Origin of the sequence: Agrobacterium sp. rho-13.3, from assembly GCF_033957765.2 — a bacterium.
Taxonomy (GTDB): domain Bacteria; phylum Pseudomonadota; class Alphaproteobacteria; order Rhizobiales; family Rhizobiaceae; genus Agrobacterium.
Genome location: NZ_CP192774.1, coordinates 1,564,806 through 1,580,302, shown reverse-complemented (window position 1 = coordinate 1,580,302; position 15,497 = coordinate 1,564,806). Strand labels below are relative to the sequence as shown.

The following is a 15,497-nucleotide window of genomic DNA, read 5'->3' as shown; positions in this document are numbered from 1 at the left end:
CAAGCGTCGCTTGGGATTTTGGCAACAAAATTCCTTGAGGCAAAGGCAAACCCGATGGGTTCACAGTTCAATGTGACCTCATCTACTGGAGACAGACAGTGGAAAGAGCGGAAAAACGCGAATTCGTCACGGAGCTGAATGAAGTCTTCAAGGCTTCTGGTTCAGTTGTCGTGGCCCACTATGCTGGTGTCACAGTTGCGCAGATGAACGATTTTCGTTCTAAAATGCGCGCTGCTGGCGGCACCGTCAAGGTCGCGAAGAACCGCCTGGCCAAGATCGCTCTTCAGGGTACGGAGTCGGAAGGGATCATCGATCTCTTCAAGGGACAGACGCTGATTGCATACAGCGTCGACCCTATGATTGCTCCGAAAGTCGTCATGGACTTCGCAAAGACCAACGATAAAGTCGTTGTTCTGGGCGGTGCCATGGGCGCAACCACGCTCAACGCCGAAGCAGTAAAGTCGCTTGCGACCCTGCCTTCGCTGGACGAGCTGCGTGGCAAGTTGCTGGGTCTACTCAATGCCCCTGCATCGCGCATCGCAACGGTTGTCGCAGCACCAGCAAGCCAGCTTGCTCGCGTGTTCTCGGCTTACTCCAAGAAGGACGAAGCCGCTTAAGGCGGTTTTTCGCTGTAAATATTCAAACCGGTTCGAACCGAATTAAAGGAACTATAACATGGCTGATCTCGCAAAGATCGTTGACGACCTCTCCGCTCTGACAGTTCTGGAAGCTGCTGAGCTTTCCAAGCTTCTCGAAGAAAAGTGGGGCGTTTCTGCTGCTGCACCAGTTGCTGCTGCTGCTGCTGCCGGCCCTGCTGCTGCTGCTGAAGAAGAAAAGACTGAATTCGACGTCGTTCTCGTTGACGCTGGCGCCAACAAGATCAACGTCATCAAGGAAGTCCGCGCTATCACAGGTCTCGGCCTGAAGGAAGCTAAGGACCTCGTTGAAGGCGCTCCTAAGGCTGTTAAGGAAGCTGTTTCCAAGGCTGAAGCTGCTGACCTCAAGAAGAAGCTTGAAGACGCAGGCGCCAAGGTTGACGTTAAGTAATCCTGGACTATTCGGGGGGCGGTGCTTTGGCACCGCCTTCTGTTTCCATTTCTACGAACTTATTACCCAAACGCCGCGTGAAAATGGCTTTTGGGTAATGGGTTCTTCAAGAGAATAGTTTCGAACCGCGCTATACAGGCAATCCGGCCTTATCGTTCGGGATGTGAAACGAGATTGAAGACACTCATTTGATTGACGGGATCGACTGGCCAGCGGTTCCCGTCCGTTGCAGGCCCGGATGCAATTTTAAAGGAGCGACGATGGCTCAGACCCTTTCGTTTAACGGTCGCAGGCGCGTACGCAAGTTTTTCGGCAAAATTCCAGAAGTAGCGGAAATGCCGAACCTCATTGAGGTTCAGAAGGCTTCGTATGACCAGTTTCTCATGGTTGACGAACCCAAGGGTGGTCGTCCTGACGAGGGATTGAACGCCGTATTCAAATCGGTATTCCCGATCACTGATTTTTCGGGCGCATCCATGCTTGAATTCGTGTCGTACGAATTCGAACCGCCGAAGTTCGACACAGAAGAATGCCGTCAGCGCGATCTGACCTACGCAGCGCCGCTCAAAGTGACGCTGCGCCTTATCGTGTTCGATATTGACGAAGATACAGGCGCGAAGTCCATCAAGGACATCAAGGAACAGTCCGTTTACATGGGCGATATGCCGCTCATGACCAACAACGGTACGTTCATCGTCAACGGTACCGAGCGCGTTATCGTGTCTCAGATGCACCGTTCGCCGGGCGTGTTCTTCGACCACGACAAGGGCAAGAGCCACTCTTCCGGCAAGCTTCTGTTTGCTGCCCGCGTCATCCCGTACCGTGGTTCCTGGCTCGATATCGAATTCGACGCCAAGGATGTCGTTTACGCGCGTATCGACCGTCGCCGCAAGCTGCCGGCGACATCGCTGCTCATGGCACTCGGCATGGACGGCGAAGAAATCCTGTCGACCTTCTACACCAAAGCGACCTATGAGCGTGATGGTGAAGGCTGGCGTTATCCGTTCCAGCCTGACGTCCTCAAGGGCGCCAAGGTCATCACCGAGCTGGTCGATGCGGACACGGGTGAAGTTGTTGTCGAAGGCGGCAAGAAGCTCACACCACGTCTGATCCGTCAGCTGTCCGATAAGGGCTTGAAGTCTCTCAAGGCTTCCGACGAAGAGCTTTATGGCAACTACCTCGCCGAAGACATCGTCAACTATGCAACGGGTGAAATCTATCTCGAAGCAGGCGATGAAATCGATGAGAAGACGCTGAAGCTCATTCTCGACTCCGGTTTCAACGAAATCCCTGTCCTCAACATCGACCACGTCAATGTTGGTGCCTACATCCGCAACACGCTTGCAGCAGACAAGAACGAGAACCGTCAGGAAGCTCTGTTCGACATCTACCGCGTGATGCGTCCAGGTGAGCCACCGACCATGGATTCGGCCGAAGCCATGTTCAACTCGCTGTTCTTCGATAGCGAGCGTTACGATCTGTCCGCGGTTGGCCGCGTGAAGATGAACATGCGCCTTGATCTCGACGCAGAAGACACCGTGCGCACGCTGCGCAAGGAAGACATTCTGGCTGTCGTGAAGATGCTGGTCGAACTGCGTGACGGCAAGGGCGAAATCGACGATATCGACAACCTCGGCAACCGTCGCGTTCGCTCCGTCGGCGAATTGATGGAGAACCAGTATCGTCTGGGTCTGCTGCGCATGGAACGTGCGATCAAGGAACGTATGTCCTCGATCGAAATCGACACCGTGATGCCGCAGGATCTGATCAACGCCAAGCCTGCTGCTGCTGCTGTTCGCGAGTTCTTCGGGTCTTCGCAGCTGTCGCAGTTCATGGACCAGGTGAACCCGCTTTCGGAAATCACCCACAAGCGCCGTCTTTCGGCTCTTGGACCGGGCGGTTTGACCCGCGAGCGCGCAGGCTTTGAAGTCCGCGACGTTCACCCGACCCACTACGGCCGTATTTGCCCGATTGAAACGCCGGAAGGCCCGAACATCGGTCTGATCAACTCGCTCGCAACCTTTGCCCGCGTCAACAAGTACGGCTTTATCGAAAGCCCGTACCGCAAGATCATCGACGGCAAGGTGACGAAGGAAGTTATTTACCTCTCCGCTATGGAAGAGGCGAAATACTACGTTGCACAGGCCAATGCCGGACTGGATAGCGAAGGCGCGTTCACGGAAGAGTTCGTTGTTTGCCGTCACTCCGGCGAAGTTATGCTGGCTCCGCGTGACAACATCAACCTGATGGACGTTTCGCCGAAGCAGCTGGTTTCGGTCGCTGCGGCTCTCATTCCGTTCCTGGAAAACGACGACGCCAACCGCGCTCTCATGGGCTCGAACATGCAGCGTCAGGCCGTTCCACTTCTGCGTGCCGAGGCTCCGTTCGTCGGAACCGGCATGGAGCCGATCGTTGCGCGCGACTCCGGTGCTGCCATTGCTGCACGCCGTAGTGGTGTGGTCGATCAGGTGGATGCGACCCGTATCGTTATCCGTGCGACGGAAGATCTCGATGCTGGCAAGTCCGGCGTTGATATCTATCGTCTCCAGAAGTTCCAGCGCTCCAACCAGAACACCTGCGTCAACCAGCGTCCGCTGGTCGCCGTTGGCGATATTCTGAACAAGGGCGACATCATCGCTGACGGTCCTTCGACCGACCTCGGTGACCTGGCACTTGGCCGCAATGCGCTCGTCGCGTTCATGCCTTGGAACGGTTACAACTACGAAGACTCCATCCTGATGTCCGAGCGCATCGTCTCCGACGACGTGTTCACATCCATTCACATCGAAGAATTCGAAGTGATGGCCCGCGACACCAAGCTTGGTCCTGAAGAAATCACGCGTGATATTCCGAACGTGTCGGAAGAAGCGCTGAAGAACCTCGACGAAGCCGGTATCGTTTACATCGGTGCGGAAGTTCAGCCGGGCGATATTCTCGTCGGTAAGATCACACCGAAGGGCGAAAGCCCGATGACGCCGGAAGAAAAGCTTCTGCGCGCCATCTTCGGTGAAAAGGCTTCCGACGTTCGCGACACGTCCATGCGTATGCCTCCGGGCACGTTCGGTACGATCGTTGAAGTTCGCGTGTTCAACCGTCACGGCGTCGAAAAAGACGAACGTGCGATGGCTATCGAGCGCGAAGAGATCGAACGTCTTGCCAAGGACCGTGACGACGAACAGGCAATTCTTGACCGCAACGTTTACGGCCGTCTGGTCGACATGCTGCGCGGCCAGGTTTCCATTGCCGGTCCGAAGGGCTTCAAGAAGGGCGTCGAACTTTCGAACGCCGTCGTTTCTGAATATCCTCGCTCGCAGTGGTGGATGTTCGCAGTGGAAGACGAGAAGGCTCAGGCCGAACTCGAAGCCCTGCGTGGTCAGTACGACGAATCCAAGTCGCGCCTTGAACAGCGCTTCATGGACAAGGTCGAAAAGGTTCAGCGCGGCGACGAAATGCCTCCGGGCGTCATGAAGATGGTCAAGGTCTTTGTTGCTGTGAAGCGCAAGATTCAGCCAGGCGACAAGATGGCTGGCCGTCACGGTAACAAGGGCGTTGTCTCGCGTATCGTGCCTGTTGAAGACATGCCGTTCCTGGAAGATGGTACACATGTCGACATCTGCTTGAACCCGCTGGGCGTGCCTTCGCGCATGAACGTCGGTCAGATTCTCGAAACGCACCTTGCATGGGCTTGCGCCGGTATGGGCAAGAAAATCGGGGATATGCTGGACGAGTATCACAAGTCGCTGGATATCACCGACCTGAAGCGTGAGCTGACGGAAGTTTACGCCTCCGAAGCCAAGGACGAGGTTGCCCACTTCGACGACGAGTCGCTGATCAAGCTTGCCGAGCAGTCCCGCAAGGGCGTTTCGATTGCTACGCCGGTCTTCGACGGCGCGCATGAGCCTGACGTTGCTGAAATGCTGACCAGAGCCGGTCTGCATGAATCGGGTCAGTCTGTTCTGTACGATGGTCGTACCGGTGAAACCTTCGACCGTAAGGTGACCGTCGGCTACATGTACATGATCAAGCTGAACCACCTTGTCGACGACAAGATTCACGCGCGTTCGATCGGTCCTTACTCGCTCGTTACCCAGCAGCCGCTGGGTGGTAAGGCGCAGTTCGGCGGTCAGCGCTTCGGGGAAATGGAAGTCTGGGCGCTGGAAGCTTACGGCGCAGCTTACACGTTGCAGGAAATGCTCACCGTCAAGTCGGATGACGTGGCGGGCCGCACCAAGGTTTACGAAGCAATCGTCCGTGGCGACGATACCTTCGAAGCCGGTATTCCGGAGAGCTTCAACGTTCTCGTGAAGGAAATGCGGTCGCTGGGTCTTTCTGTTGAGCTGGAAAATTCCAAGCTCGACGAAGCCAACGCAGCGGGTCAACTGCCTGACGCAGCGGAATAAGAAACAAGAGGGCAGGCGCCTTATACGGCGCCTGCCTGTTTCGCCCTGAGGGTCGCGGCCCAAAGGTAGAAACTTCCGCCGCATTTTGCGGTTAATCATGTTTTAGGCATTGACCGGTGATCTCGGACAACACCGTGTCAGATGCAAGCAAGGGGCCAAACCCCTCAAGGAGACAGGCATGAACCAAGAGGTCATGAACCTTTTCAACCCGTCGGTACCGGCGCAGCACTTCGATTCCATCCGGATTTCGATTGCAAGCCCGGAGAAGATTCTTTCGTGGTCCTACGGTGAGATCAAGAAGCCGGAAACCATCAACTATCGTACGTTCAAGCCTGAACGAGATGGTCTTTTCTGCGCGCGCATTTTCGGACCTATCAAGGACTATGAGTGCCTGTGCGGCAAGTACAAGCGCATGAAGTACAAGGGCATCATCTGCGAAAAGTGCGGCGTTGAAGTCACGCTGTCGCGCGTTCGCCGTGAGCGCATGGGCCATATCGAACTGGCCGCGCCCGTTGCCCACATCTGGTTCCTGAAGTCGCTTCCTTCGCGTATCTCGACATTGCTCGACATGACGCTGAAAGATGTCGAACGCGTTCTGTACTTCGAAAACTACATCGTGACGGAACCCGGTCTGACTTCGATGAAGCAGAACCAGCTTCTGAACGAAGAAGAGTACATGATTGCCGTCGACGAGTTCGGCGAAGATCAGTTCACCGCCATGATCGGCGCTGAGGCCATCTACGAGATGCTGGCTTCGATGAACCTCGAAAAGATCGCGGGCGACCTGCGCACCGATCTTGCCGAGACCACATCGGATCTCAAGCAGAAGAAATACATGAAGCGCCTCAAGATCGTTGAGAACTTCATGGAGTCCGGCAACCGCCCGGAATGGATGATCATGAAGGTCGTTCCAGTGATCCCGCCGGATTTGCGTCCGCTGGTTCCGCTGGATGGCGGTCGCTTTGCGACGTCTGACCTGAACGATCTCTATCGCCGCGTCATCAACCGTAACAACCGTTTGAAGCGCCTGATCGAGCTTCGTGCGCCTGGCATCATCATCCGCAACGAAAAGCGTATGTTGCAGGAATCCGTCGATGCGCTGTTCGACAACGGCCGTCGCGGTCGCGTCATCACGGGTGCCAACAAGCGTCCGCTGAAGTCGCTGTCCGACATGCTCAAGGGCAAGCAGGGCCGTTTCCGCCAGAACCTTCTCGGCAAGCGCGTCGACTATTCCGGTCGTTCGGTTATCGTGACGGGTCCGGAGCTGAAACTGCACCAGTGCGGTCTTCCAAAGAAGATGGCGCTCGAGCTGTTCAAGCCGTTCATCTATGCCCGCCTTGACGCGAAGGGTTACTCCTCCACCGTCAAGCAGGCCAAGAAGCTGGTCGAAAAAGAAAAGCCGGAAGTTTGGGATATCCTCGACGAAGTTATCCGCGAGCACCCTGTTCTTCTGAACCGCGCGCCAACGCTTCACCGTCTGGGCATTCAGGCTTTCGAACCTATGCTGGTCGAAGGCAAGGCAATCCAGCTGCACCCGCTCGTCTGCACGGCTTTCAACGCCGACTTCGACGGTGACCAGATGGCTGTGCACGTTCCGCTGTCGCTTGAAGCGCAGTTGGAAGCCCGCGTGCTGATGATGTCGACCAACAACATTCTGCACCCTGCCAACGGTCAGCCGATCATCGTTCCTTCGCAGGACATGGTTCTCGGCCTGTATTACCTTTCGATCGTGAACGAGAACGAGCCAGGCCAAGGCATGGCATTCTCCGACATGGGCGAATTGCACCATGCGCTTGAAAACAAGATCGTGACGCTTCATTCGAAGATTCGCGGTCGCTTCAAGACGATGGATGCCGATGGCAAACTGGTGTCGAAGATCTACGAAACCACGCCTGGTCGCATGATCATCGGTGAACTTCTGCCGAAGAACGTCAACGTGCCTTTCGAAACCTGCAACCAGGAAATGACCAAGAAGAACATCTCCAAGATGATCGACACGGTCTACCGTCATTGCGGCCAGAAAGACACGGTCATCTTCTGCGACCGTATCATGCAGCTCGGCTTTACCCATGCTTGCCGCGCCGGCATTTCGTTCGGCAAGGACGACATGATCATTCCTGAAACCAAGGTGAAGATCGTCGGTGATACCGAGACTTTGGTGAAGGAATACGAACAGCAGTACAATGACGGTCTGATCACTCAGGGCGAAAAGTACAACAAGGTCGTCGACGCTTGGGGCAAGGCAACCGAAAAGGTCGCTGAAGACATGATGGCCCGCATTAAGGCCGTTGAGTTCGATCCTGAAACGGGTCGCCAGAAGCCGATGAACGCCATCTACATGATGAGCCACTCCGGTGCGCGTGGTTCACCGAACCAGATGCGTCAGCTGGGTGGTATGCGCGGCCTTATGGCCAAGCCGTCGGGTGAGATCATCGAAACACCGATCATCTCCAACTTTAAGGAAGGTCTGACCGTTAACGAGTACTTCAACTCGACGCACGGTGCCCGTAAGGGTCTTGCAGACACGGCCTTGAAGACGGCGAACTCCGGTTACCTCACACGTCGTCTCGTTGACGTGGCGCAGGACTGCATCGTCAACTCCACGGATTGCGGCACCGACAAGGGCCTCACCATGACTGCCATCGTTGATGCCGGTCAGGTCGTTGCTTCCATCGGCGCCCGTATTCTTGGACGCACGGCGCTTGATGACATCGACAACCCGGTCACTGGCGAGAACATCGTCAAGGCTGGCAAGCTGATGGATGAAGCTGATATCGCGATCATCGAAAAGTCTGGCATCCAGTCCGTTCGCATCCGTTCGGCTCTGACCTGCGAAATTCAGGTTGGCGTTTGCGGCGTTTGCTACGGTCGTGACCTTGCACGCGGTACTCCGGTCAACATGGGCGAAGCGGTTGGTGTTATCGCCGCGCAGTCCATCGGTGAACCGGGCACGCAGCTTACCATGCGTACGTTCCACCTTGGTGGCACGGCCAACGTGGTCGACCAGTCGTTCCTGGAAGCATCGTATGAAGGTACGATTCAGATCAAGAACCGCAACAGCCTGCGCAACTCTGAAAACATTCTCATCGCGATGGGCCGTAACATGTCCGTCACCATTCTTGATGAGCGTGGCGTCGAGCGTTCCTCGCAGCGTGTGGCCTACGGCTCCAAGCTGTTCGTGGACGATGGCGACAAGGTCAAGCGCGGCCAGCGTCTGGCAGAGTGGGACCCTTACACACGTCCAATGATGACGGAAGTGGAAGGTACGGTTCACTTCGAAGATCTGGTCGACGGTCTTTCCGTTCTGGAAGCAACCGACGAATCCACCGGTATCACCAAGCGTCAGGTTATTGACTGGCGTTCGACACCGCGCGGTTCGGACCTCAAGCCTGCAATCGTCATCAAGGACGCTGCTGGCAACGTGGCCAAGCTGGCTCGTGGTAGCGAAGCGCGCTTCCACCTGTCGGTTGACGCCATTCTGTCGGTTGAGCCTGGCATGAAGGTCTTCCAGGGTGACGTGCTTGCACGTTCGCCATTGGAAAGCGCCAAGACCAAGGACATCACCGGTGGTCTGCCGCGTGTTGCCGAACTCTTCGAAGCGCGTCGTCCAAAGGATCACGCTATCATCGCCGAAATCGATGGTACGATCCGTCTGGGCCGCGACTACAAGAACAAGCGTCGCGTTCAGATCGAGCCTGCTGAAGATGGTGTCGAGCCAGTCGAGTACCTGATCCCGAAGAGCAAGCCCTTCCACCTTCAGGAAGGCGACTACATCGAGAAGGGCGAATACATTCTCGATGGTAACCCGGCACCGCACGACATTCTGGCGATCAAGGGCGTGGAAGCTTTGGCTTCCTACCTCGTGAACGAAATCCAGGAAGTCTACCGCTTGCAGGGCGTTGTCATCAACGACAAGCACATCGAAGTGATCGTGCGTCAGATGCTGCAAAAGGTGGAAATCACCGATGCAGGTGACTCGCATTACATCGTTGGCGACAGCGTTGATCGCATCGAGATGGAAGACAACAACGACCGTCTGATCGATGAAGGCAAGAAGCCTGCCTATGGCGACCCGGTTCTTCTGGGTATCACCAAGGCATCGCTGCAAACGCCGTCCTTCATCTCGGCTGCTTCGTTCCAGGAAACCACAAAGGTTCTCACGGAAGCTGCAATCGCCGGCAAGACGGACACGTTGCAGGGTCTGAAAGAAAACGTCATCGTCGGTCGCCTCATCCCAGCGGGTACAGGCGGCACCATGACGCAGATCCGTCGCATCGCCACAAGCCGCGACGAACTCATCATCGAAGAGCGCAAGAAGAGCACAGGCTCGGCTTCCGCAAACCAGATGTTGCAGGACATGACCAAGGCTCCAGCTGCCGAATAACGGCAGTCAGGGCAGGGGCCTCGCAAGAGGCTCCGCTTGGTGCAAAACAAAAAACGCCCGGAGTGATCCGGGCGTTTTTGCGTTGGTGGCTATGTATGTCGTGTGTTGATGCGGCGGTATTGCTTGAGGGGTTTCAGCATTCTGCCCTTCGTGAACTTCTTTCGTCGCCTTTGAGCAATTGCTATGGTTGCTGGGAAACGACAGGCGGAACGCTATGAAACTTGTTCACATCAACTTGGTAGCTCGCGATGCTGAAGCACTGGCAGCGTTTTACATAGATGTTTTGAAATGCGAGCTGCTTCGTGCTCCCAAGGTGTTGTCTGGAGAAAAAGTCTCTCTAGGTAACGGGCTTCCGGACTCTGAGATATTGACGATTTGGCTAAAATTTCCCGCTCTTGAACGCCCTTTTCTCGAAATACATCAGCATAAGACTACTCATTCGCGTGATCAGCCGAGGGTCAACGAGCCTGGCTTCGGGCACCTTTCTTTCCAGATGGACGACATCAACAACGTACTTTCGAAAATCATACACGCTGGTGGGCAGCAGATCGGCCAGATTACCGATTTCGGGACGCCAGATAAGCCATACCTGATCGCCTACGCACGTGATCCCGAGGGAAACGTGCTTGAGCTTGAACAGACAAGCTCATGACCGCAGGGCAAGTGCCCCGCAAGAGGCTTCGCTTGGTGCAAAACAAAAATGCCAGGAGTGATCCGGGCGTTTTTGCGTTTGGGTCTTTGGCAGTCTGATTGTTGGAGTTAAGCGGCTTTACAAACCTGCGCCTCAATCTATATTGTTACATGTAACAAAATCGAGGCAACCATGGTTACGCCAGTCAATCGCAGAGTCCAAAAGAGACGGGAAGCTTTACGTGCGTCCGGTCTGCGCCCTGTGCAAATCTGGGTTCCAGATACGCGCAGGGAAGGGTTTGCAGAGGAGTGCCGCCGGCAATCTCGGCTGGTTGCAGCGGCGGATGCCGCTGATCTCGACTTTGCTGGTTTCGCCAATGCAGCTTTGATCGATCTGGATGAAGAGGTCGATCTGTGAGGCGAGGCGATCTGGTAACGGTTGCCGTTTCTGGCGACTTTGGAAAACCGCGTCCGGCCCTCGTTATCCAATCTGATTATTTCCCGGAAACTGCGACTGTGACAGTCCTTCTGATGTCCAGTACGCTGGTCGATGCCCCATTCATTCGCTTTACAGTGCAGCCTTCACCTCAAAACGGTTTACAGAAGTCATCTCAGGTCATGGTGGATAAGCCCATGACGGTAATGCGCGAGAAGGTTGGTCAAACCTTTGGTCGTCTCGATGACGATGCAATGCTGTCTGTTACGAGATCACTTGCGGTTTTTGTTGGGCTTGCTTAAGGGCGCTCAGCCATATCTCAGCTTCAAGCATCGTCGTGCGTGAGTATATTCACAAGCTTGTCGAATGGATCTCGAATATAGAACCGGCGCACGCCCCATGGCTCCGACGTGGGGCCGTATTCCGGTTTTAAGCCAGCGTTACTGAGCCTATCCACAATCTCATCGAAATTATCGACTTCAATAGAAAGGTCCGGCACTTGCGTACCGGACCCGCCTTCTGTCGCTATACTGATCTGCGCGGTGCTTGTGTGTGCGCTGGCGAAAGTAACAATCCAGCCGTGATCCATAACAAGCGACAGACCAAGAATATCCGAGTAGAATATCCTTGCCTTATCCATGTCCTGTGAGGCTATATTGGCCACGATACGCCGGACAGCCATAGCCGATTATGCAAACTTGATAATCGCGACTTCGCCCTCCAGCGCGCCCTGATAGGCCGATGCGTGGGGTTCTTCGTCGGGGACGTCGTTCAGCATGCCGATCTGGTCGAGGTCGGCTTCGAGGAAGCCTTCTTCGGACAGGGCGTTGAGGGCTTCGCGCACGGCTGTGTCATCGTCGGGTGCGCGCAGGATGATGTGGATGTCGATACCTTCGTCGCCTTCACGCTCATAGGCCTTGCCGATGACGATGAAGATCATGGGTTCGTCGCGTCCGTTGTCGTTGTCGGGTTCAGTTATCATGACGCGATTCCTTTTTTGGTTATGGTTGCGCGGAGATTTGAGAGATCGGTTGGAGGCTTATACCTCTTGCGATGTCGTTGAGGGAATCAATAGACGGGTTTTGTGAAAAGCCAAAGGCCGGAATACGAAAACGATGCGCGGGGAGGGGCATTATGATAAAAGCCGTTCGATATCCTGCCCGTCAAAGGGTCGGGCGCCCGCCGCGCGGGGACTAAATTCGGATTCACCCTTGACGAAACTGGGTTAAAACAGTAGTACGCCCGCCATCGGAGCCAATGTGAGGTATGGCCGTCTGGAACGACTCGTTCTGGAGATCACCTCAAACAAGGGTCCAAAAACACGTACGAGAACGAATGTTGCACGCAAGACGTAAGGTTTACGTCCTCTGCTCTTGGTGGTCCATCCGTGGAAACCGGATCGGGCCACAATTTGCGCATGAGGCTATGCGTGCATCGTTGCCGGAAACGGTATAACCGCCATCCGTGAGGGTGGCTAAAGTAGTTTTTACAAGGGATGGTTATATGCCTACCGTAAACCAGCTGATCCGTAAGCCACGTCAGGCACAGGTAAAGCGTAATAAGGTTCCTGCTTTGCAGGAAAACCCACAGAAGCGCGGCGTTTGCACACGCGTTTATACGACAACCCCTAAGAAGCCTAACTCGGCTCTTCGTAAGGTTGCCAAGATCCGCCTGACCAACGGCTTTGAAGTCATCGGCTACATTCCAGGCGAAGGTCACAACCTTCAGGAACACTCCGTTGTCATGATCCGTGGCGGTCGCGTAAAGGACTTGCCGGGCGTTCGTTACCACGTCATCCGTGGTGTTCTCGATACCCAGGGCGTCAAGAACCGCAAGCAGCGCCGCTCCAAGTATGGTGCGAAGCGTCCGAAGTAATTCGGGTTCAAACAAATTCCGGCGCTGCGCGAGGTTCTCCGCGTGGTAAAGCGTCAATAACAGTTGAGAGACAAGAATATGTCCCGTCGCCATAGTGCAGAAAAGCGTGAGATCAACCCGGATCCAAAGTTCGGTGATCTGATCGTTACCAAGTTCATGAACGCCATCATGCTTCACGGCAAGAAGTCGGTCGCAGAAAGCATCGTTTACGGCGCGTTCGACGTCGTTCAGGGCAAGGCAAAGGCAGAGCCACTCGGCATCTTCCATTCGGCCCTCGATAACGTTGCTCCGCACGTTGAAGTGCGTTCGCGCCGCGTTGGTGGTGCAACATACCAGGTTCCGGTCGATGTTCGCCCAGAGCGCCGTCAGGCTCTCGCGATCCGCTGGCTGATCGCTGCTGCGCGCAAGCGCAACGAAACAACCATGGTTGATCGCCTTTCCGGCGAACTCATGGATGCTGCGAACAACCGTGGTTCTGCCGTCAAGAAGCGCGAAGACACGCACAAGATGGCCGACGCCAACCGTGCATTCTCGCATTACCGCTGGTAATCTAACCGATCCGAAAGGCAGTCCGTTATGGCTCGCGAATATAAAATCGAAGACTACCGCAATTTCGGTATCATGGCGCATATTGACGCCGGCAAGACGACGACCACCGAGCGTATTCTTTACTACACCGGTAAGTCGCACAAGATCGGCGAAGTTCATGATGGCGCAGCCACGATGGACTGGATGGAGCAGGAACAGGAACGTGGTATCACCATCACTTCCGCTGCGACGACGACCTTCTGGAAGGGTCGCGATGGCAAGATGCGCCGTTTCAACATCATCGACACCCCCGGCCACGTTGACTTCACGATTGAAGTCGAGCGTTCGCTGCGTGTTCTCGACGGTGCTATTGCGCTTCTCGACGCCAACGCCGGTGTAGAGCCACAGACGGAAACCGTCTGGCGTCAGGCTGAAAAGTACAACGTTCCGCGTATGATCTTCTGCAACAAGATGGACAAGACTGGTGCTGACTTCTACCGCTCGGTAGAAATGATCAAGACCCGTCTCGGCGCTATCGCAGTTGTTATGCAGCTCCCGATCGGTGCAGAAACCGAATTCAAGGGCGTCATCGATCTGATCGAGATGAACGCACTCATCTGGCGCGACGAATCGCTCGGCGCTCAGTGGGATGTCGTTGAAATCCCGGAAGACATGAAGGAAAAGGCTGCTGAATATCGCGAGAAGATGATCGAACAGGTCGTCGACATCGATGAAGAAGCGATGGAAGCCTACCTGAACGGCGAAATGCCTGACAACGACAAGATTCGCGAACTCGTTCGTCGCGGCACCATCGACGTGAAGTTCCACCCGATGTTCTGCGGTACTGCGTTCAAGAACAAGGGCGTTCAGCCACTTCTCGACGCCGTTGTCGAATACCTTCCTTCGCCGCTGGACATTCCTGCGATCAAGGGTATCGACTTCAAGACCGAAGCTGAAATCGAGCGTCATCCAGACGACTCCGAGCCGCTTTCCATGCTTGCGTTCAAAATCATGAACGACCCATTCGTTGGTTCGCTCACCTTTGCTCGCATCTACTCCGGCAAGCTCGAAAAGGGTACATCTGTCCTGAACACGGTCAAGGACAAGCGCGAGCGCGTCGGCCGTATGCTTCAGATGCACTCCAACTCGCGTGAAGACATCGAAGAAGCCTTCTCTGGCGACATCGTTGCTCTGGCCGGCCTTAAGGAAACCACAACAGGCGATACGCTTTGCGATCCTCTGAAGCCGGTTATCCTTGAGCGTATGGAATTCCCTGAGCCGGTTATCCAGATCGCGATCGAACCTAAGACCAAGGGCGACCAGGAAAAGATGGGCCTCGCGCTCAACCGCCTGGCTGCTGAAGATCCTTCGTTCCGCGTCAAGACGGATGAAGAATCCGGTCAGACGATCATCGCTGGCATGGGCGAACTTCACCTCGACATTCTCGTTGACCGTATGCGTCGCGAGTTCAAGGTTGAAGCCACCGTCGGTGCGCCGCAGGTTGCTTACCGAGAAACCATCACGCGTCAGCACGAAGAAGATTACACACACAAGAAGCAGTCCGGTGGTACCGGTCAGTTCGCTCGTGTCAAGATCGTCTTCGAACCGAACCCAGATGGCGAAGACTTCAAGTTCGAATCCAAGATCGTTGGTGGTGCGGTTCCGAAGGAATACATCCCAGGCGTTCAGAAGGGTATCGAAAGCGTTCTGTCTTCCGGTCCTCTGGCTGGCTTCCCGATGCTCGGCGTCAAGGCAACCCTGATCGACGGCGCATACCACGACGTTGACTCCTCGGTTCTGGCGTTCGAAATCGCATCGCGTGCCTGCTTCCGTGAAGCAGCAAAGAAGGCTGGTGCACAGCTTCTTGAGCCGATGATGAAGGTGGAAGTTGTTACGCCTGAAGACTACGTCGGTGACGTAATCGGCGATCTGAACTCGCGTCGCGGTCAGATCCAGGGTCAGGAAAGCCGTGGTATTGCCGTTGTGATCAACGCGCATGTGCCATTGGCCAACATGTTCAAGTACGTCGACAACCTGCGCTCCATGTCTCAGGGCCGTGCGCAGTACTCGATGACCTTCGATCACTATTCGCCGGTTCCAAGCAACGTTGCTGCGGACATCCAGGCAAAGTATTCCGGTCAGAAGTGATCGGGGTACGCCCCAAACGAATTTAAAGTTTATTCCCTTCATGGGACAA

At 55.3% G+C, this 15,497-nt stretch carries 12 protein-coding genes; 10 read left to right on the top strand and 2 right to left on the bottom strand.

Annotated elements, in window-relative coordinates; translation table 11 throughout:
- Positions 1-98 precede the first annotated feature (98 nt).
- The 7 genes from rplJ (at position 99) to RMR16_RS07895 (ending at position 11,199) form a co-directional block, all read left to right on the top strand.
- Positions 99-617, top strand: coding sequence for a 50S ribosomal protein L10 (gene rplJ / locus RMR16_RS07925; protein ID WP_320202220.1), 519 nt, complete (start codon positions 99-101; stop codon positions 615-617).
- 58 nt (positions 618-675) lie between these two features.
- Positions 676-1,047, top strand: coding sequence for a 50S ribosomal protein L7/L12 (gene rplL, locus RMR16_RS07920; RefSeq protein WP_320202221.1), 372 nt, complete (start codon positions 676-678; stop codon positions 1,045-1,047).
- Positions 1,048-1,307: 260 nt separating this feature from the next.
- A complete protein-coding gene (gene rpoB / locus RMR16_RS07915) occupies positions 1,308-5,447 on the top strand; it encodes a DNA-directed RNA polymerase subunit beta (RefSeq protein WP_320202222.1) in 4,140 nt (1,379 codons plus the stop codon).
- 178 nt (positions 5,448-5,625) lie between these two features.
- Positions 5,626-9,831: a DNA-directed RNA polymerase subunit beta' gene (gene rpoC / locus RMR16_RS07910; RefSeq protein ID WP_320202223.1), complete on the top strand. Its 4,206-nt coding sequence runs from the start codon at positions 5,626-5,628 to the stop codon at positions 9,829-9,831.
- Positions 9,832-10,045: 214 nt separating this feature from the next.
- The gene (locus RMR16_RS07905) at positions 10,046-10,483 is read left to right on the top strand and encodes a VOC family protein (protein ID WP_320202224.1); all 438 of its coding nucleotides are present in this window, start codon (positions 10,046-10,048) and stop codon (positions 10,481-10,483) included.
- Between the two features lie 171 nt (positions 10,484-10,654).
- The gene (locus RMR16_RS07900) at positions 10,655-10,879 is read left to right on the top strand and encodes an antitoxin MazE family protein (RefSeq protein ID WP_320202225.1); all 225 of its coding nucleotides are present in this window, start codon (positions 10,655-10,657) and stop codon (positions 10,877-10,879) included.
- Complete coding sequence (locus RMR16_RS07895; RefSeq protein ID WP_320202226.1) at positions 10,876-11,199, top strand: type II toxin-antitoxin system PemK/MazF family toxin; 324 nt, start codon at positions 10,876-10,878, stop codon at positions 11,197-11,199. The genes RMR16_RS07900 and RMR16_RS07895 overlap by 4 nt, the downstream gene beginning before the upstream one ends.
- A 23-nt stretch (positions 11,200-11,222) precedes the next feature.
- On the opposite strand, the gene RMR16_RS07890 is transcribed toward RMR16_RS07895, so the two are convergent.
- Together RMR16_RS07890 and RMR16_RS07885 are read right to left on the bottom strand one after the other, a co-directional pair.
- A complete protein-coding gene (locus RMR16_RS07890) occupies positions 11,223-11,579 on the bottom strand; it encodes a VOC family protein (RefSeq protein WP_320202227.1) in 357 nt (118 codons plus the stop codon).
- 6 nt (positions 11,580-11,585) lie between these two features.
- Positions 11,586-11,879: a transcriptional regulator gene (locus RMR16_RS07885; protein WP_320202228.1), complete on the bottom strand. Its 294-nt coding sequence runs from the start codon at positions 11,877-11,879 to the stop codon at positions 11,586-11,588.
- Positions 11,880-12,400: 521 nt separating this feature from the next.
- On the opposite strand from RMR16_RS07885, the gene rpsL reads away from it, so the two are divergent.
- From rpsL to fusA, 3 genes are all read left to right on the top strand, one after another.
- Positions 12,401-12,772: a 30S ribosomal protein S12 gene (gene rpsL, locus RMR16_RS07880; RefSeq protein ID WP_042618537.1), complete on the top strand. Its 372-nt coding sequence runs from the start codon at positions 12,401-12,403 to the stop codon at positions 12,770-12,772.
- 78 nt (positions 12,773-12,850) lie between these two features.
- A complete protein-coding gene (gene rpsG / locus RMR16_RS07875; RefSeq protein ID WP_067643726.1) occupies positions 12,851-13,321 on the top strand; it encodes a 30S ribosomal protein S7 in 471 nt (156 codons plus the stop codon).
- Between the two features lie 27 nt (positions 13,322-13,348).
- Positions 13,349-15,448, top strand: a complete 2,100-nt coding sequence (gene fusA / locus RMR16_RS07870; RefSeq protein WP_320202229.1) for an elongation factor G — start codon at positions 13,349-13,351, stop codon at positions 15,446-15,448.
- The last annotated feature ends 49 nt before the right edge of the window (positions 15,449-15,497 follow it).

What these genes read in the sequence shown, in the direction of transcription:
- rpoB (WP_320202222.1), top strand. Translation starts at nt 1,308, where the DNA reads ATGGCTCAGACCCTTTCGTTTAACGGTCGCAGGCGCGTACGCAAGTTT.
- RMR16_RS07905 (WP_320202224.1), top strand. Translation starts at nt 10,046, where the DNA reads ATGAAACTTGTTCACATCAACTTGGTAGCTCGCGATGCTGAAGCACTG.
- rpsL (WP_042618537.1), top strand. Translation starts at nt 12,401, where the DNA reads ATGCCTACCGTAAACCAGCTGATCCGTAAGCCACGTCAGGCACAGGTA.
- rplL (WP_320202221.1), top strand. Translation starts at nt 676, where the DNA reads ATGGCTGATCTCGCAAAGATCGTTGACGACCTCTCCGCTCTGACAGTT.
- RMR16_RS07885 (WP_320202228.1), bottom strand. Translation starts at nt 11,879, where the DNA reads ATGATAACTGAACCCGACAACGACAACGGACGCGACGAACCCATGATC.
- RMR16_RS07890 (WP_320202227.1), bottom strand. Translation starts at nt 11,579, where the DNA reads ATGGCTGTCCGGCGTATCGTGGCCAATATAGCCTCACAGGACATGGAT.
- fusA (WP_320202229.1), top strand. Translation starts at nt 13,349, where the DNA reads ATGGCTCGCGAATATAAAATCGAAGACTACCGCAATTTCGGTATCATG.
- RMR16_RS07900 (WP_320202225.1), top strand. Translation starts at nt 10,655, where the DNA reads ATGGTTACGCCAGTCAATCGCAGAGTCCAAAAGAGACGGGAAGCTTTA.
- rpoC (WP_320202223.1), top strand. Translation starts at nt 5,626, where the DNA reads ATGAACCAAGAGGTCATGAACCTTTTCAACCCGTCGGTACCGGCGCAG.
- rpsG (WP_067643726.1), top strand. Translation starts at nt 12,851, where the DNA reads ATGTCCCGTCGCCATAGTGCAGAAAAGCGTGAGATCAACCCGGATCCA.